This window comes from Sphingomonas sp. EC-HK361, assembly GCF_902498785.1.
Lineage (GTDB): Bacteria > Pseudomonadota > Alphaproteobacteria > Sphingomonadales > Sphingomonadaceae > Sphingomonas.
In genome coordinates this window covers 685,945-700,386 of record NZ_LR701494.1, presented here as the reverse complement: position 1 = coordinate 700,386, position 14,442 = coordinate 685,945, and the positions used below count along the sequence as shown (strand labels likewise).

The 14,442-nt window shown below is 66.0% G+C and carries 13 protein-coding genes; 7 read left to right on the top strand and 6 right to left on the bottom strand.

Annotated features, from left to right (window positions below; all coding sequences use genetic code 11):
- Positions 1–90 precede the first annotated feature (90 nt).
- From BOS5A_RS10675 to BOS5A_RS10665, 3 genes are all read right to left on the bottom strand, one after another.
- Positions 91–3,006: a TonB-dependent receptor plug domain-containing protein gene (locus BOS5A_RS10675; RefSeq protein ID WP_151955094.1), complete on the bottom strand. Its 2,916-nt coding sequence runs from the start codon at positions 3,004–3,006 to the stop codon at positions 91–93.
- A gap of 233 nt (positions 3,007–3,239) precedes the next feature.
- Complete coding sequence (locus BOS5A_RS10670) at positions 3,240–4,892, bottom strand: thiamine pyrophosphate-binding protein (RefSeq protein WP_151955093.1); 1,653 nt, start codon at positions 4,890–4,892, stop codon at positions 3,240–3,242.
- Positions 4,893–5,061: 169 nt separating this feature from the next.
- A complete protein-coding gene (locus tag BOS5A_RS10665) occupies positions 5,062–6,501 on the bottom strand; it encodes an NAD-dependent succinate-semialdehyde dehydrogenase (RefSeq protein WP_151955092.1) in 1,440 nt (479 codons plus the stop codon).
- A 76-nt stretch (positions 6,502–6,577) separates the two neighbouring features.
- Between BOS5A_RS10665 and BOS5A_RS10660 the strand changes: the two genes are divergently transcribed.
- The 7 genes from BOS5A_RS10660 (at position 6,578) to guaA (ending at position 12,779) form a co-directional block, all read left to right on the top strand.
- On the top strand, positions 6,578–7,501 hold the full coding sequence (locus tag BOS5A_RS10660; protein WP_151955091.1) for an SMP-30/gluconolactonase/LRE family protein: 924 nt from the start codon (positions 6,578–6,580) through the stop codon (positions 7,499–7,501).
- A gap of 10 nt (positions 7,502–7,511) precedes the next feature.
- Entirely contained in the window at positions 7,512–8,207 is a 696-nt protein-coding gene (locus BOS5A_RS10655; protein WP_151955090.1) for a VIT1/CCC1 transporter family protein, read from the top strand.
- A 190-nt stretch (positions 8,208–8,397) separates the two neighbouring features.
- Entirely contained in the window at positions 8,398–8,766 is a 369-nt protein-coding gene (gene rpsM, locus BOS5A_RS10650) for a 30S ribosomal protein S13 (RefSeq protein WP_151955089.1), read from the top strand.
- Between the two features lie 66 nt (positions 8,767–8,832).
- Positions 8,833–9,222 carry a 30S ribosomal protein S11 gene (gene rpsK / locus BOS5A_RS10645; RefSeq protein WP_114687585.1) on the top strand — a complete coding sequence of 130 codons (390 nt, stop codon included), beginning with the start codon at positions 8,833–8,835 and terminating at the stop codon, positions 9,220–9,222.
- Positions 9,223–9,310: 88 nt separating this feature from the next.
- A complete protein-coding gene (locus BOS5A_RS10640) occupies positions 9,311–10,375 on the top strand; it encodes a DNA-directed RNA polymerase subunit alpha (protein ID WP_151955957.1) in 1,065 nt (354 codons plus the stop codon).
- A 227-nt stretch (positions 10,376–10,602) separates the two neighbouring features.
- On the top strand, positions 10,603–11,025 hold the full coding sequence (rplQ, locus tag BOS5A_RS10635; protein ID WP_151955088.1) for a 50S ribosomal protein L17: 423 nt from the start codon (positions 10,603–10,605) through the stop codon (positions 11,023–11,025).
- A gap of 200 nt (positions 11,026–11,225) precedes the next feature.
- The gene (gene guaA / locus BOS5A_RS10630; protein WP_151955087.1) at positions 11,226–12,779 is read left to right on the top strand and encodes a glutamine-hydrolyzing GMP synthase; all 1,554 of its coding nucleotides are present in this window, start codon (positions 11,226–11,228) and stop codon (positions 12,777–12,779) included.
- Positions 12,780–13,037: 258 nt separating this feature from the next.
- On the opposite strand, the gene rplI is transcribed toward guaA, so the two are convergent.
- Genes rplI through rpsF form a run of 3 tightly spaced genes read right to left on the bottom strand, consistent with a single transcriptional unit; the run spans position 13,038 to position 14,317 of the window.
- Positions 13,038–13,655, bottom strand: coding sequence for a 50S ribosomal protein L9 (gene rplI, locus BOS5A_RS10625; RefSeq protein ID WP_151955086.1), 618 nt, complete (start codon positions 13,653–13,655; stop codon positions 13,038–13,040).
- 12 nt (positions 13,656–13,667) lie between these two features.
- Complete coding sequence (gene rpsR, locus BOS5A_RS10620) at positions 13,668–13,892, bottom strand: 30S ribosomal protein S18 (RefSeq protein WP_007403456.1); 225 nt, start codon at positions 13,890–13,892, stop codon at positions 13,668–13,670.
- Entirely contained in the window at positions 13,892–14,317 is a 426-nt protein-coding gene (gene rpsF, locus BOS5A_RS10615) for a 30S ribosomal protein S6 (RefSeq protein WP_151955085.1), read from the bottom strand. Before rpsF ends, rpsR begins: the two co-directional genes overlap by 1 nt.
- Positions 14,318–14,442 lie beyond the last annotated feature (125 nt).

Sequence of the window (14,442 nt, the reverse complement as noted above, 5' to 3'; positions counted from 1 at the left end):
CGGGAAACCGCGGCGGCCTTTTTTATGAGGTGCTTTCAGACAAGGGTTTTCGGACGGGTCCGAAAACCCGTCCGCCCCTCTCCCCGAGCTTTAGAACTTGAAGTTGGCGCCGGCCCGGAAGGCGCGGCCGACCACGCCCGACTGGGTGTAGGTCGGGTTATAGTTCACGCCCGCATAGTTGCCCGCGTTGAGCGGAGCATGCGCGTCTAGCACGTTCAGGGCATTGATGTAGAAGGTGAACTTGTCGTTGACCTTCACCTGCCCGACGAGATCGACGTTGATGAACGACTTCACCTTGCAGTTGAAGTCCGGATTGCTGCCCTGATAGGTGCTGCTGTTCGCGCACGTATCGTCGCCGAACTGATCGATGCCGACCGCCTTGTAGCCATCCGTGTAATAGGCGGTCGCGGTGAGCGAGTAGGGGCCGTATTCCACCGTGTTCTGCCAGTTGCCGCGCCACTGCGGCGTGCCGGCGCCCGACGACGTCACGTAGGGCGACTGGGTGCCGACGAAGTCCTGATAGGGCGACGCGGCGTCAGGCTTGAACTTGTAGTTGATGATGTAGGTCGCCTCTGCGCGGCTGGTGAAGCGCAGGTCGTCCGACGCCTTGAAGTTCACCTGGGCGGCAAAGTCGATGCCCGACGTCTTCAGCGCCGCCGCATTCGCGAACGGGCCGTTGATGAAGAGCGCACGGCGCGGCGCGTTCGGGAAGGCCGGATCGATCGCATCCGGCGTGACCGAATAACCGGTCGGCAGCGCCGTGCCGGCATAATAGGCCGCCAGGGCCTGACCCGCGAGCGGGGCGCCGGTGATGATGTCGGTCTTCTTGATGTTGTAATAGTCCGCGGTGAAGCTCAGCCAGCGGGTCGGCTCGAAGACTGCGCCGGCGGTGAAGCTGGTCGACTTTTCCGGCTTCAGGTTGGGATCGCCGATCGTGTTGAATCCGAACCCGTAGGACTGATTGTACGAGCTGCCGCCCGAGCAGGTGCCATCAGCATTCAGCGTCGCGCCGTGCTGGACCTGGATCGAGCAAGGCGGACGGCCGCTGGTGAACCCGACCACCGAACCGCCCTGTTCGGCGAAGCTCGGTGCGCGGAAGCCCTTCGAGAAGGTTCCGCGCAGCGCGACCTGACGGATCGGGGTGAACTTCGCGCCGATCTTTGGCGAGAAGTTGCTGAACCCGTCGGAATAATGGTCGTAGCGGCCCGACCCGTTGATCTCGAGCACGTTCAGCACGGGCGCGTTGATCTCGAAATAGCCCGAGGTGACATAGCGGTGGCCGACTGCGCTGTACTGGTTCAGGTTCAGCGTCTGCGCATTGGCATTCTGGTTCGGGTCGTTGACCGCTTCGTAGCGGAACGAACCGCCGACGCCGACCTGCAGCGGGCCACCCGGGAGGTCGAACAGCTCCTTGGTCACGACGCCCTGGATCATGTCGAGATCGCTGGTGGCGTTCGTCACCACGGTCGGCGACAGTGCGCTGCGCACCGCGTCGGTGTTGAGCGACGGATTGGCGAAGTTATAGCTGCCGGTATTGATCGCGGTGATGAGCGCGGGCAGGTTGATATACCCGTCCTGCGTGATCTTAAGCCACGACTTGGCGGCGGTCGCATCGACCTGGAAGCCCCAGCCATCACCGAACTTGCCCGATGCGCCGACCTGTGCACGGGCGACGTCGTTGCGGTAGTTCGACGACTGCGGGATATCGCCGAAGAGGTAACGGATCGCGGCCGACTGGCCAGTCTGGGCGAACGGGTTGTTCGTGATGTTAAGCTGGCCGTTGTCTAGCACCGCGGGGAGCACGATGCTTAGCGTGTTGACCGGGTTAGCCGACCGGATGCCGTTGGGCGTGCCGTTCACGGTCACTTCGTTGCGGAAATAGGACAGCGCGGCGTGCGCCTCGATATCCGGGCTGACCTGAAGCGTGCCGTGGACAGTGCCGCCGTAGCGGGTCTGCTTCGGCTGGAGGACACCGTAGTCATAGGCGGTGTTCTGCTCGCAGCCGGTGCCCTGCGCGCCCGTCCGCACTGCCTGTCCGGCGGGGCAGGAGCCGCCGAGGATCTGCCATGGGCCGTTGGTCAGCCCGGTGCCCGACAGCGGGTTGCCCGGCTGGGTCTGATTGCTCGGCGCGACGATCGCGGTGGTCGTCGTGCCCGGGACGACCGAACCGGCGTTGTTGTTGTCGCCGCCGATCGAGCTCAGGTCGTTGGTGTTGTAGGGGAAGCCGCGACCCTTGTTGAAGATCGGGTCGTCGTGCTGATATTCGCCGCTGATGTAGATGTTGTAGCCGTCGTCGCGCAGGCTGCCGTGACCCAGGGTCAGCGTCGCGCGTTGCTCGCCGCCGTCGCCGCGCTCGGTGATGCCGCCCTCGACGGTGCCTTCGAGGCCGATGATTTCCTTCTTGGTGATGATGTTCACCACGCCGCCGATCGCGTCCGCGCCGTAGCTGGACGACGCGCCGTCCTTCAGCACTTCGACCCGATCGATCGTCGCGTTGGGAATGGTGTTCAGATCGACGAACGAGCGCTGGCCGTCATCGGCGAGCGGATAATAAGCGGAGCGCACACCATCGACGAGGGTGAGCGTCGAGTTCACGCTGAGGCCGCGCAGCGACACGCCCGACGAACCCGCGCCGAAGCCGTTGCCGAACGCGGTCGGGATCGAGCCGCTGCTGTCGGCCGAGATCGAACGCACCGCGTCGGCGGCGGTCGTGATACCGGCGCGCGCGAGGTTGTCCGACGTCAGCACCGTGACGGGCGAAGGGGTTTCGGTGTCGGTGCGGCGGAACAGCGTGCCGGTGACGACGATGTCGGACTGATCGCCCGCGTCTGCGGCGGGGGCCGGCTGCGCCGTCTGGGCGGTCTGATCGGTCGGCGTAGCAGTCGTCGGGGCGGTCTGGTCCTGCGCATAGGCAGGCAGCGCAAGACCCGCGCCTGCTGCCAGGACGAGCGGCAGGGCCACGCCGCGCAGAAGCGCGGAACGCGAGGTAACGGCGATGTCGATCATTTGGGGCCTGTCCTTCTAAAATTCTTCGCCCCGCCGTCCGGCAGGCACGAATTCCACTCGCAACATCGAGGGCCCCCGGCCCCCCTGTTCGGGCCGATCCTCGACGACGTGGGTGGGCTGGTGCGCCCGAACCGTTCACCCTGTAAAGTCCGCCTGCGACGAACCGAAGTTGCTTAGATTCAGCCTGTAGCAGAAACGTCACACTTCCTGACGTATCCGTTATGATCGACTGGTCAGCTTCGGCGCGCGCGCATCGCGCTCAGCGTCGTGCCGTTCGTGATGACCTCGACGTCGGTCTTGATGTGGAGCAACCTGACGCCGCTCACATTCCGGGCGCGCATGAGGGCGGGCGCGAAATCCTCGGTGCGCTCGATTGTCTCGGCCCAACAGCCATAAGCGCGCGCGAGCGCCGCGAAATCGGGGTTGGCGAGGCGCGTGCCGGATATGCGACCGGGAAACTCGCGTTCCTGGTGCATGCGGATCGTGCCGTAGGCGCCGTTGTCGACGACGATGACGAGCATGTCGGCACCGTGCGCGACCGCGGTCGCGAGTTCCTGCCCGTTCATCAGGAAGCAGCCGTCGCCGGCGAGCGCGACGACCTGCTGGCCGGGTCGGCGCAGCGCCGCCGCGACCGCGGCAGGGACGCCGTAGCCCATTGCGCCCGCGGTCGGGGCGAGCTGCGTGCCGGGCGCGGCATAGGGCCAGTAACGATGCCACCAGCCCGAATAATTGCCCGCACCGTTGCAGATGATCGAATCTGCGGGAAGCTGATCGCGCATCGCGGCGACGCAGGGGCCGAGATCCATCGCCACGCCGTCGCGGGGCTTGGGCGTCGACCAGTCGCGCCAGTCGGCGTGTGCGGCGCCGCCGTCCGCGGCTGGCGGGCCGTCGATAGGCGACAGCACCTCGGCAAACTCGGCCATGCTCGCGCAGATGGCGAGATCGGTCCGGTAGGTCATGCCGAGCTCGGTCGCGTCGGGATGGACATGGACGAGGCGCTGGCCGGGATGATCGGGGGTGATGAGTGTGTAACCGTCGGTCGTGGCCTCGCCCAAGCGCGGGCCGACGATGAGGAGCAGATCGGCGCTTTTGACCCGCTGGACCAGCTTCGGGTTCGGGCCATAGCCGAGATTGCCCGCCCAGGCGGGGCAATCGTTGGGGATGGCATCCTGCCTGCGAAAGGCGGCGGCGACCGGCACGCCGGTGCGATCGGCCCAGGCGGCGACATCCTGTGCGGCGATGCCGTCCCACCCGGCGCCGCCGACGATCGCGAGCGGGCGCTCGGCAGTAGCGAGCAGATCGGCGAGCTGTGCCATCGCGTCGGGATCGGGCGCCTGCGCGACTTTCTCCACGCGCGGGCGATCGATTGCCTCGACGGCATCGAGTAGCATGTCCTCGGGCAGCGCAAGCACGACCGGGCCGGGGCGTCCCGACATGGCGGTCGCATAGGCGCGCGCGACATATTCGGGGATGCGGCGTGCGTCGTCGATCCGCGCGGCCCATTTGGCGATGGGTGCGAACATCGCCTCGAAATTGATCTCCTGGAACGCTTCGCGGTCACGCGTGCCGCGGTCGACATCGCCGATGAAGAGGATCATCGGCTGCGAGTCCTGCATGGCGACATGGACGCCGATCGAGGCGTTGGTCGCGCCGGGGCCACGGGTGACGAAGGCGATGCCTGGGCGGTGGGTCAGCGTGCCGTCCGCGCACGCCATGAACGCGACGCCGCCCTCCTGCCGGCACACCACGAGATCGATCGCGGGGGTGTCATGCAGCGTATCGAGGACGGCGAGGAAGCTTTCGCCCGGCACGGTGAAGATGCGGTCGCAGCCCTGCGCCACGAGGTTGTCGACAAGGATGCGGCCGCCGGTGCGAGTTTGAGTCATGGTGAGCGCATCTAGCGGGGGGATTACCACGACACAAATCCTCCCCTGCAAGAGGAGGTGGCAGCGCGGAGCGCTGACGGCGGGGGCGTGCGGCAAGCGAAATCGATTGCGGCTGGCCCCCTCCACCATGTTTCGCATGGTCCCCCTCCCCGTGCCGGGGAGGAATGGGTCATGCCTGGTGGATGGCCTTCACCACCGTGAAGCTGTCGAACCCCTCGCTGCCGCCTTCGCTGCCGAAGCCCGACTGCTTCACCCCGCCGAACGGCGCGTCCGCCACGCTGATCGCGAAGGTGTTGATGCCGACCATGCCGGCCTCTATCGCGTCACCGAGCAGGTTCGCGCGGCGACCGTTCTCGGTGAAGGCGAAGGCGGCGAGGCCGTAGGGGAGGCGGTTCGCCTGTTCGATCGCCTCGTCCATATCCCTGAACGAGCGCGAGACCGCGACCGGCCCGAACGGCTCGTTCGCCATGATGTCTGCCTCCAGCGGCACATCGGCAAGCAGCGTCGGCTGGAAGAAGAAACCGCCGTCTCCGGAACGCGCGCCGCCGGCTGCTGCGCGGGCGCCCTTGGCAACGGCATCGTCGACGAGCGCCGCGATCGCATCGGGGCGGCGGCGGTTGGCGAGGGGCCCCATGCGGGTCGCGGGATCAAGCCCGTCACCGACCGGCACCTTTGCGGTGCGTGCGGCGAAGCCTTCGATGAAGGCGTCGTAGATCGGCTCCTCGATATAGAAGCGCGTCGGCGAGACGCAGACCTGACCCGCGTTCCGGAATTTCTGCGGCACGACCATGTCGAGCGTCTTTTCCAGGTCGCAGTCGGCGAAGATGAGGACGGGCGCGTGGCCGCCCAACTCCATCGTCGTCACCTTCACGCCGTCCGCGGCCAGCCGCATCAGATGTTTGCCGACGGGGACCGACCCGGTGAAGCTCACCTTGCGGATCACATCGGATGCGATGAGGTGACGGCTGACCGTGTCGGGCACGCCGAACACCAGCTGCGCGACGCCCTTTGGCAGGCCCGCATCGACGAGGCATTCGAACAGCGCCCCGGTGCAGCCGGGCGTTTCCTCAGGGGGCTTGGCGATGACGGAGCAGCCCGCCGCGAGCGCCGGGGCAAGCTTCTTCGCCATCAGATAGACCGGGAAGTTCCAGGGCGAGAGTGCGGCAACCGGGCCGATCGGCTGGCGCAGCACGATCGAGCGTTGCCCGGTGGGGCGCACAAGCACGCGACCGTAGGCACGCTTGGCCTCTTCGGCATACCAGTCGAACATCTGTGCCGATCCCGCGACCTCGCCGCGCGCCTCGGCGATCGGCTTGCCCTGTTCGCGGGTCAGCAGCGTCGCGATCCGCTCCGCGCGTTCGCGCATGAGCGCCGCGGCCTTGTGGAGGATGCCGGCGCGCGTCTCGACATCGGTGGCGCGCCACAGCTTGAAGCCCTTGTCCGCCGCATCCAGCGCCGCGTCGAGGTCTGCGGCAGACGCCAGCGGCACCTGTGCGATCGCCTCGCCCGTCGCGGGGTTCATCACGTCCTGCGTGTCGCGCCCTTCGCCGGACTGCCATGCCCCGTCGACGAACAGGCGGAGGTCGGCATCATAGACGGTATCGGTCATGGCGGATTTGGTCCTTGGCGAATGGGGATGGCCGTCAGATAGTGGCGGCAGGAGATCAAAGCGAGAGGCAGCGCGGATGGCCGACTTCACGATTCTGGCGGACGGATTGCGGTTTCCCGAAGGCCCGGTGGCGATGCCGGACGGCAGCGTGATCCTTGTCGAGATCGCCGCGGGCCGGATTACCCGCGTCATGCCCGACGGCCGCAAGCTCACGGTCGCCGAGCCCGGCGGCGGCCCCAATGGGCTCGCAATGGGGCCGGGCGGCAAGCTCTTCTGCTGCAACAATGGCGGGTTCAACTGGAACGAGGGCGCTGGGTATCTCGCGCCGCACGGCCAGGCGGACGATTATTCGGGCGGGCGGATCGAGATGATCGATCCCGACAGCGGCAAGGTGGAGGTGCTCTACAAGGACGGTGACTTCGGCTGCTCTCTGCGTGGCCCGAACGACATCGTCTTCGACGATGCGGGCGGTTTCTGGTTCACCGACCACGGCAAGACCCGGCCGCGCGAACGCGACGTTACGGGCATCTTCTATGGAAAGGCCGATGGCAGCCATCTGGAGGAAGTGATCTTCCCGAGCGAAAATCCCAACGGCATTGGCCTCTCGCCCGACGGCAAGCGGCTGTACGCGGCGGAAACCTACACCTGCCGGCTTATGGCGTTCAACGTGATCGCGCCCGGCAAGGTCGACGATGCGGCTGGTCCGGGCGGGCCGGGCATCCCGATCTACCGTCCTGCCGGCTATAAATTCTTCGACTCGCTGGGCGTGGAAGAAAGCGGCAACGTCTGCGTCGCGACGATCGGCGAATGCGGGATCAGCGTTATTTCTCCCGATGGCGCGCTCGTCGAGTTCGTGGCGACGGACGATATCTTCACCACCAACATCTGCTGGGGCGGGGCGGACCGGATGGACGCCTATATCACCTTGTCGGGCACCGGGCGGCTCGCGAAGACGCGGTGGGCGCGGCCGGGCCTCGCGCTGCGTTATCGAAGCGGTTAGGGCAGCGCGCATGAGCAGGCTGCACGCAGAGGGTCACCGGGTCGAGCGCATCGGGTGGCTGCGGGCTGCGGTGATGGGCGCGAACGACGGCATCGTCTCCACCGCAAGCCTCATCGTCGGGGTCGCAGCGGCCGGACCTGACCGCGCTGCGATCCTGCTGAGCGGAACGGCCGGGCTGGTCGCTGGCGCCATGTCGATGGCCGCCGGCGAGTTCGTCTCGGTCAGTAGCCAGGCCGATGCCGAAGCGGCGGACCATGCGCGCGAGACCGAGGAACTGGTCAACGATCCCGACGGCGAGCATGAGGAACTGGCCGCGATCTACCGTGCGCGCGGGCTAGATGCAGCACTGGCGGGGCAGGTCGCGACGCAGTTGATGGCGCACGACGCGATCGGCGCGCATATGCGTGACGAGCTGGGCATAACCGAACACGGCGCGGCGCGCCCCGTGCAGGCAGCGATGGCGTCGGCGGCCAGCTTCGCGATCGGCGCGGCGATACCGTTGCTGACCGTGATCCTCGCGCCGGTTGCGCGGATCGGCCTGATCGTCTCGATCGCCAGCCTTGTCCTCCTCGCGGTGCTCGGCGCGGTCGGGGCGCGGGCGGGGGGATCGCCCCTCGCGAAACCGATGCTGCGCGTCGCGTTCTGGGGCGCGGCGGCGATGGCGGTGACCTATGCCATCGGGCATCTGGTCGGCGCCAATCTTTGACCGCGTCGGTCGGTTGACAGTGCGGGCGGGCAGCCGTATTGGACGCGGCTTCCGATAGACCGGCTCCCGGCGGCGTGCTTGTGCGCCCGCCGCGTTTGTTGCGTTCAGGTGCCGGCGAATCGGGGCAGTGCGACGAGATGGGATGCGTGGCAGCCATGCCGCACCCCGTGGAGCAAGGAGAACAAGTTTCATGGCACGTATCGCGGGTGTCAACATCCCGACCAACAAGCGCGTCGTCATCGCGCTGACCTATATCCACGGCATCGGCCCGACCAAGGCGAAGGCCATCACCGAGAAGCTGGGCATCACGTCCGAGCGTCGCGTGCAGGACCTGACCGACCAGGAAGTGCTGCAGATCCGCGAGACGATCGACGCCGACCACACGGTCGAGGGCGATCTGCGCCGTGAGACCGCGATGAACATCAAGCGTCTCATGGACCTCGCCTGCTACCGTGGGCTTCGCCACCGCAAGGGCCTGCCGGTCCGCGGCCAGCGCACGCACACCAATGCGCGCACCCGCAAGGGCAAGGCCAAGCCGATCGCCGGCAAGAAGAAGTAAGCCTCGCGCTTACTTCTCCGCCGGCGCTGAACCGGCGTATCTTGAGATTCAGGTCAGGAACACCAAATGGCACGTGAACCGCAGCGTATTCGCCGTCGCGAACGCAAGAACATCACCAGTGGCGTCGCGCATGTGAACGCCAGCTTCAACAACACCATGATTACCATCACCGATGCGCAGGGCAATGCGATCAGCTGGTCCTCGGCCGGGATGATGGGGTTCAAGGGTTCGCGCAAGTCGACGCCATACGCCGCGCAGGTCGCAGCGGAAGACGCCGGCAAGAAGGCCGCCGAGCACGGCGTCCGCACCCTCGAGGTCGAGGTGAAGGGCCCGGGTTCGGGCCGCGAATCGGCACTGCGCGCGCTGCAGGCGGTGGGTTTCCAGATCACGTCGATCCGCGACGTGACCTCGATCCCGCACAACGGCGTTCGTCCGTCGAAGCGTCGCCGGGTCTGATTTTTCCGACCGCCGGCTGACGAGTCGGCGCGTTTTTCCTCAACGGCTGGCGCTTCCCCCCGCCCGCCCAACACCAGGGGACATGAGCTTGTCTGTCAATGCAAAGAACTGGCAGGAACTGAAGAAGCCCACCGGCCTCGAAAAGAAGACGAGCGGTGACGGCAAGCGCAAGGCGACGTTCGTCGCCGAGCCGCTGGAGCGGGGCTTCGGCCTGACGCTCGGCAACGCGCTGCGCCGCGTGCTGCTGTCGTCGCTGCAGGGCGCCGCCGTCACCTCGATCAAGATCGAGAACGTCCTACACGAGTTCAGTTCGCTGGCCGGCGTCCGTGAGGATGTGACCGACATCGTGCTGAACGTGAAGCAGATCGCGCTGAAGATGCAGGGCGAAGGCCCGAAGCGTCTCCAGCTTTCGGCGACGGGCCCCGGCCCGGTGAAGGCCGGCGACATCGCGGTGTCGGGCGATATCGAGGTGATGAACGCCGATCTGGTGATCTGCCACCTCGACGAAGGCGCGACGCTCAACATGGAGCTGACCGCTGATATCGGTAAGGGCTATGTCCCCGCGACCGCCAATCGCCCGGCCGACGCGCCGATCGGGCTGATCCCGGTCGATGCGCTCTACTCGCCGGTGCGCCAGGTGTCGTACAAGGTCGATCCGACCCGCGTCGGGCAGGACCTCGATTACGACAAGCTGACGCTGACGGTCGAGACCGACGGCACGATCGCCCCGGAAGACGCGATCGGCTATGCCGGCCGTATCCTTCAGGACCAGCTCGCGCTCTTCGTCCACTTCGATGATTCGGCGGTCACGCGCTCGGCCCCGATCGGCCATGCAGCACCCGCTGCTGGCGCGGAGCCGGCTAGCGACACCCAGCAGATCAACCGCTACCTTCTCAAGAAGGTGGACGAGCTCGAGCTGTCGGTGCGTTCGGCGAACTGCCTGAAGAACGACAACATCATCTATATCGGCGACCTGGTCGGCAAGACCGAAGCCGAGATGCTGCGCACCCCGAATTTCGGCCGCAAGTCCCTGAACGAGATCAAGGAAGTGCTGTCTTCGATGGGCTTGCGCCTGGGCATGGAAATCCCCGGCTGGCCGCCCGAGAATATCGAGGAAATGGCCAAGAAGCTCGAGCAGGAGATTATGGGGTGATCGCAGCGGATTAGCGCACGCTAATCCGTGCCGTGGCGATCGCCTCGGCCGGCGGGTCGGCTCGCCGAACCCGACCGACGACGCGGGATTTACTCCCGCGTCGTATCGAGCCGGTAGAGACATGGATCCCGGCCTTCGCCGGGATGACGGTAAACAAGGTCGGCCACCGTCCCGACCTGCCTTGGGGTTCCGTGAAACGGCCCCCTGACGAACGAAAAGGATAGATCATGCGTCACCGTGTTGGCGGCCGTAAGCTTCAGCGGACCTCGGCCCACCGCATCGCGCTGTTCCGCAACATGTCGGCAGCGCTCATCAAGCATGAGCAGATCACGACCACCGTCGCCAAGGCGAAGGAACTCCGCCCGTATATCGAAAAGCTGATCACGCTCGCGAAGAAGGGCGGCCTTTCGAACCGCCGCCTCGCGCACTCGCGGCTGCTTGACGATGCGCAGCTGGTGAAGCTCTTCGATGTGCTGGCCGCGCGCTATGCCGACCGCAACGGCGGCTACACCCGCATCATCAAGGCCGGCATCCGCGCGTCGGACGCGTCGCCGATGGCGATCATCGAGTTCGTCGACCGCGACCTCTCGGCCAAGGGCCAGGATTCGGGTCCGGTGATGTCGGACGAGGATTTCGACGAGGCGGCGTAAGTCGCAGCCGTGTTGCGACGAGGCTCAAGCCTCGTCCAGCCGGCGGCGCTCAAGCGACGACCGACGACGCGGCTTTGCCGCGGCGAATCACGAAGGGGCTGCGCCTATGCCGGGGCAGCCCCTTTTCGTTTCTTCACGTGCTGCCCCCGCCCCCGCCGACAGGCTTGGCCTGAGCCGACTACGCCGCTAGGGCCTGCGCCATGGAGCATCCCGACAGCATTCTCATCATCGATTTCGGCAGCCAGGTCACCCAGCTGATCGCACGCCGGGTGCGCGAGGCGGGGGTCTATAGCGAGATCGCGCCCTTCCAGTCCGCCGCCGACGCCTTCGAACGGATGCAGCCCAAGGGGGTCATCCTCTCGGGCGGGCCGGCATCGGTGACCGACGCGGACAGCCCCCGCGCGCCGCAGGCGGTGTTCGATAGCGGCGTTCCCGTGCTCGGCATCTGCTACGGCCAGCAGGTGATGACAGAACAGCTTGGCGGGCGGGTCGAGAAGGGCGCGTCGGGCGAGTTCGGCGAGGCGTTCGTGGAGGTCGATCGGCGCTGTGCCCTGTTCGACGCGCTCTGGAAGGAAGGCGACCGGCATCAAGTGTGGATGAGCCACGGCGATCATGTCGCGGAGCTCGCGCCCGGCTTTCGCCCCGTCGCATCGTCCAGGGGCGCGCCGTTCGCGATCACCGCCGACGAGGATCGCCGCTATTACGGGCTCCAGTTCCATCCGGAGGTCGTCCACACCCCCGATGGGAGCAAGCTGATCGCCAATTTTGCGCGCCATGTTTGCGGGCTTTCCGGTGACTGGACGATGGCGGAGTTTCGCCAGACCAAGATCGCGGAGATTCGCGAGCAGGTCGGCAAGGGGAGGGTGATCTGCGGGTTATCGGGGGGCGTGGACTCGGCCGTCGCAGCGGTGCTGATCCACGAAGCGATCGGTGACCAGCTGACCTGCGTCTTCGTCGATCACGGGCTGCTGCGCGCCGGCGAGGCGGACCAGGTCGTTTCGCTGTTCCGCGGACATTACAACATCCCGCTCGTCCATGTGAGCGCGGAGACGCTGTTCCTGAACGGTCTCGCCGGCGTCACCGATCCGGAAGCAAAGCGTAAGTTCATCGGCAAGACCTTCATCGAGGTCTTTGAAAGCGAAGCGAAGAAGATCGGCGGCGCGGAATTCCTGGCGCAAGGCACGCTGTATCCGGACGTGATCGAAAGCGTCAGCTTCACCGGCGGGCCATCGGTGACGATCAAGAGCCATCACAATGTCGGCGGGCTGCCGGAACGGATGAACATGAAGCTCGTCGAGCCGCTGCGCGAGCTGTTCAAGGACGAGGTACGCGATCTGGGGTGTGAACTCGGGCTGCCCGACATCTTCGTCGGCCGCCATCCGTTTCCCGGACCCGGTCTCGCGATCCGTATTCCGGGCGAGGTCACCAAGGAGCGGTGCGATATCCTGCGCAAAGCCGATGCCGTCTATCTGGAGGAGATCCGCAACGCCGGGCTCTACGATGCGATCTGGCAGGCGTTCGCGGTGTTGCTGCCGGTGCGATCGGTGGGGGTGATGGGCGATGGCCGGACATATGATTCGGTGCTCGCGCTGCGGGCGGTGACCTCGACGGACGGGATGACTGCGCAGGCATTCCAGTTCCCCGGCGACTTCCTGTCGCGGGTTACCACGCGGATCATCAACGAGGTGAAGGGCATCAACCGCGTAACCTACGACTATACGTCGAAGCCGCCCGGCACGATCGAGTGGGAGTGAGCGGACGCGTTCAGGCGCGGTAAAGGCATTTCGAAACTATTTGGCGCCCGGTGCATTCTGCCTTTCTGAAACCAACAGCAGATCGCCAAAAGCCCGTGAAACAGATCTTCCCCGTCGTCCTCGCTCTCATCCCGCTGGCCGCCGTGATCGGCGCGTGCGTCGCCTGCCCCTGAGCGGCGCGACGCCCGACGAAAAAGAAAAGGGCCGCCCGGCAAAACCGGGCGGCCCTTTCTGTTTGGCCGTGAAAGACGCGGGGCGTCAGCCCTGCGCGTCGTCCTCTGCGGCGGGCTGTGCCTCGGAGGCCTGCGTCTCGGCAGTTGCGCCTGGCTCGGCATTGGGATCATAGTCCTCGGTGAAACCGCTCTCGTCGCGGTTTTCCTCGAACATCGCCGCCATGACGTCGACACCCGACGCCTGCATCTCGGCCTCTTCGGGCGAGCGTGCGACGTTGACCTTGACCGTCACCGACACTTCGGGGTGCAGCGCGACCTTCACCTCGTAAACGCCGATCGCCTTGATCGGCTTGTCGAGCACGATCGCCGACTTGGCGACCTTGTGACCATCGGCGTTCAGCGCCTCGACCAGATCGCGCACCGCGACCGAGCCGTAGAGCTGGCCGGTGTTCGATGCCTGGCGAATCAGCGTGATCTTGGCATCGTCGAAGGTCTTTGCCTCCGTCTCGGCCTCGCTACGGCGATTGGCGTTGTCCGATTCGATGCGCGCGCGGTTGGCCTCGAACACCTTGCGGTTGGCTTCGTTCGAGCGCAGCGCCTTCTTGTTCGGCAGCAGGAAGTTGCGGGCGAACCCGTCCTTCACGGTGACGACGTCGCCGATCTTGCCGAGCTTTTCGACGCGTTCCAGCAGAATGACATCCATGTCTGCTACTCCTTACTTAACGACATAGGGCAGCAGGCCCAGATGGCGGGCGCGCTTGATCGCCTGAGCGAGTTCGCGCTGCTTCTTTGCGCTCACCGAGGTGATGCGGCTGGGCACGATCTTGCCACGCTCGGACACGAAGCCCTGCAGCAGGCGGACGTCCTTGTAGTCGATCCGGGGCGCGTCCTTCGCGGAGAAGGGGCAGCTCTTGCGGCGACGGAAAAACGGGCGGGCCATCAGTTCATCTCCTCACGACGCGAGCCACGATCGGGGCGGTCGCCACGATCGGGACGACCCTCGCGCCCACCTTCACGGTCGCCGCGGCGCTCACGGTCGCGCTCCTGCTTGCGCATCATCACGGTAGGCCCCTCTTCGAGCGCATCGACGCGGACGGTCATGTAGCGGATGACGTCTTCGTTGATCGACGTCTGGCGCTCCAGCTCGGCAACCACATCGCCGGGGGCGTCGATTTCGAGCATCACATAATGCGCCTTGCGGTTCTTCGCGATCTTGTACGCGAGGCTGCGCAGGCCCCAGGTCTCGGTCTTGACGACCTTGCCCTTGTGATCCTGAACGATCTTGGTGGCGGCTTCCGCCAGCGCGTCCACCTGCGCCTGTGCCAGATCCTGGCGCGCAAGGAACACGTGCTCGTAAAGAGCCATGTCTTGTCCTTCGTCTTGGCCGATCGCTGACGCCCGCCCCATGCGATGCGCCCCTCCGGCTGTCGTCTCGTGCAAAAGCACATCGAGGCGAGAAGCAGACGCTTCCCACCCCGATGGCGGTTCCT

Bases quoted from the DNA above. Each gene is read 5' to 3' on its own strand.
- BOS5A_RS10675 (WP_151955094.1), bottom strand. From the start codon at position 3,006: ATGATCGACATCGCCGTTACCTCGCGTTCCGCGCTTCTGCGCGGCGTG.
- BOS5A_RS10670 (WP_151955093.1), bottom strand. From the start codon at position 4,892: ATGACTCAAACTCGCACCGGCGGCCGCATCCTTGTCGACAACCTCGTG.
- BOS5A_RS10665 (WP_151955092.1), bottom strand. From the start codon at position 6,501: ATGACCGATACCGTCTATGATGCCGACCTCCGCCTGTTCGTCGACGGG.
- BOS5A_RS10660 (WP_151955091.1), top strand. From the start codon at position 6,578: ATGGCCGACTTCACGATTCTGGCGGACGGATTGCGGTTTCCCGAAGGC.
- BOS5A_RS10655 (WP_151955090.1), top strand. From the start codon at position 7,512: ATGAGCAGGCTGCACGCAGAGGGTCACCGGGTCGAGCGCATCGGGTGG.
- rpsM (WP_151955089.1), top strand. From the start codon at position 8,398: ATGGCACGTATCGCGGGTGTCAACATCCCGACCAACAAGCGCGTCGTC.
- rpsK (WP_114687585.1), top strand. From the start codon at position 8,833: ATGGCACGTGAACCGCAGCGTATTCGCCGTCGCGAACGCAAGAACATC.
- rplQ (WP_151955088.1), top strand. From the start codon at position 10,603: ATGCGTCACCGTGTTGGCGGCCGTAAGCTTCAGCGGACCTCGGCCCAC.
- guaA (WP_151955087.1), top strand. From the start codon at position 11,226: ATGGAGCATCCCGACAGCATTCTCATCATCGATTTCGGCAGCCAGGTC.
- rplI (WP_151955086.1), bottom strand. From the start codon at position 13,655: ATGGATGTCATTCTGCTGGAACGCGTCGAAAAGCTCGGCAAGATCGGC.
- rpsR (WP_007403456.1), bottom strand. From the start codon at position 13,892: ATGGCCCGCCCGTTTTTCCGTCGCCGCAAGAGCTGCCCCTTCTCCGCG.
- rpsF (WP_151955085.1), bottom strand. From the start codon at position 14,317: ATGGCTCTTTACGAGCACGTGTTCCTTGCGCGCCAGGATCTGGCACAG.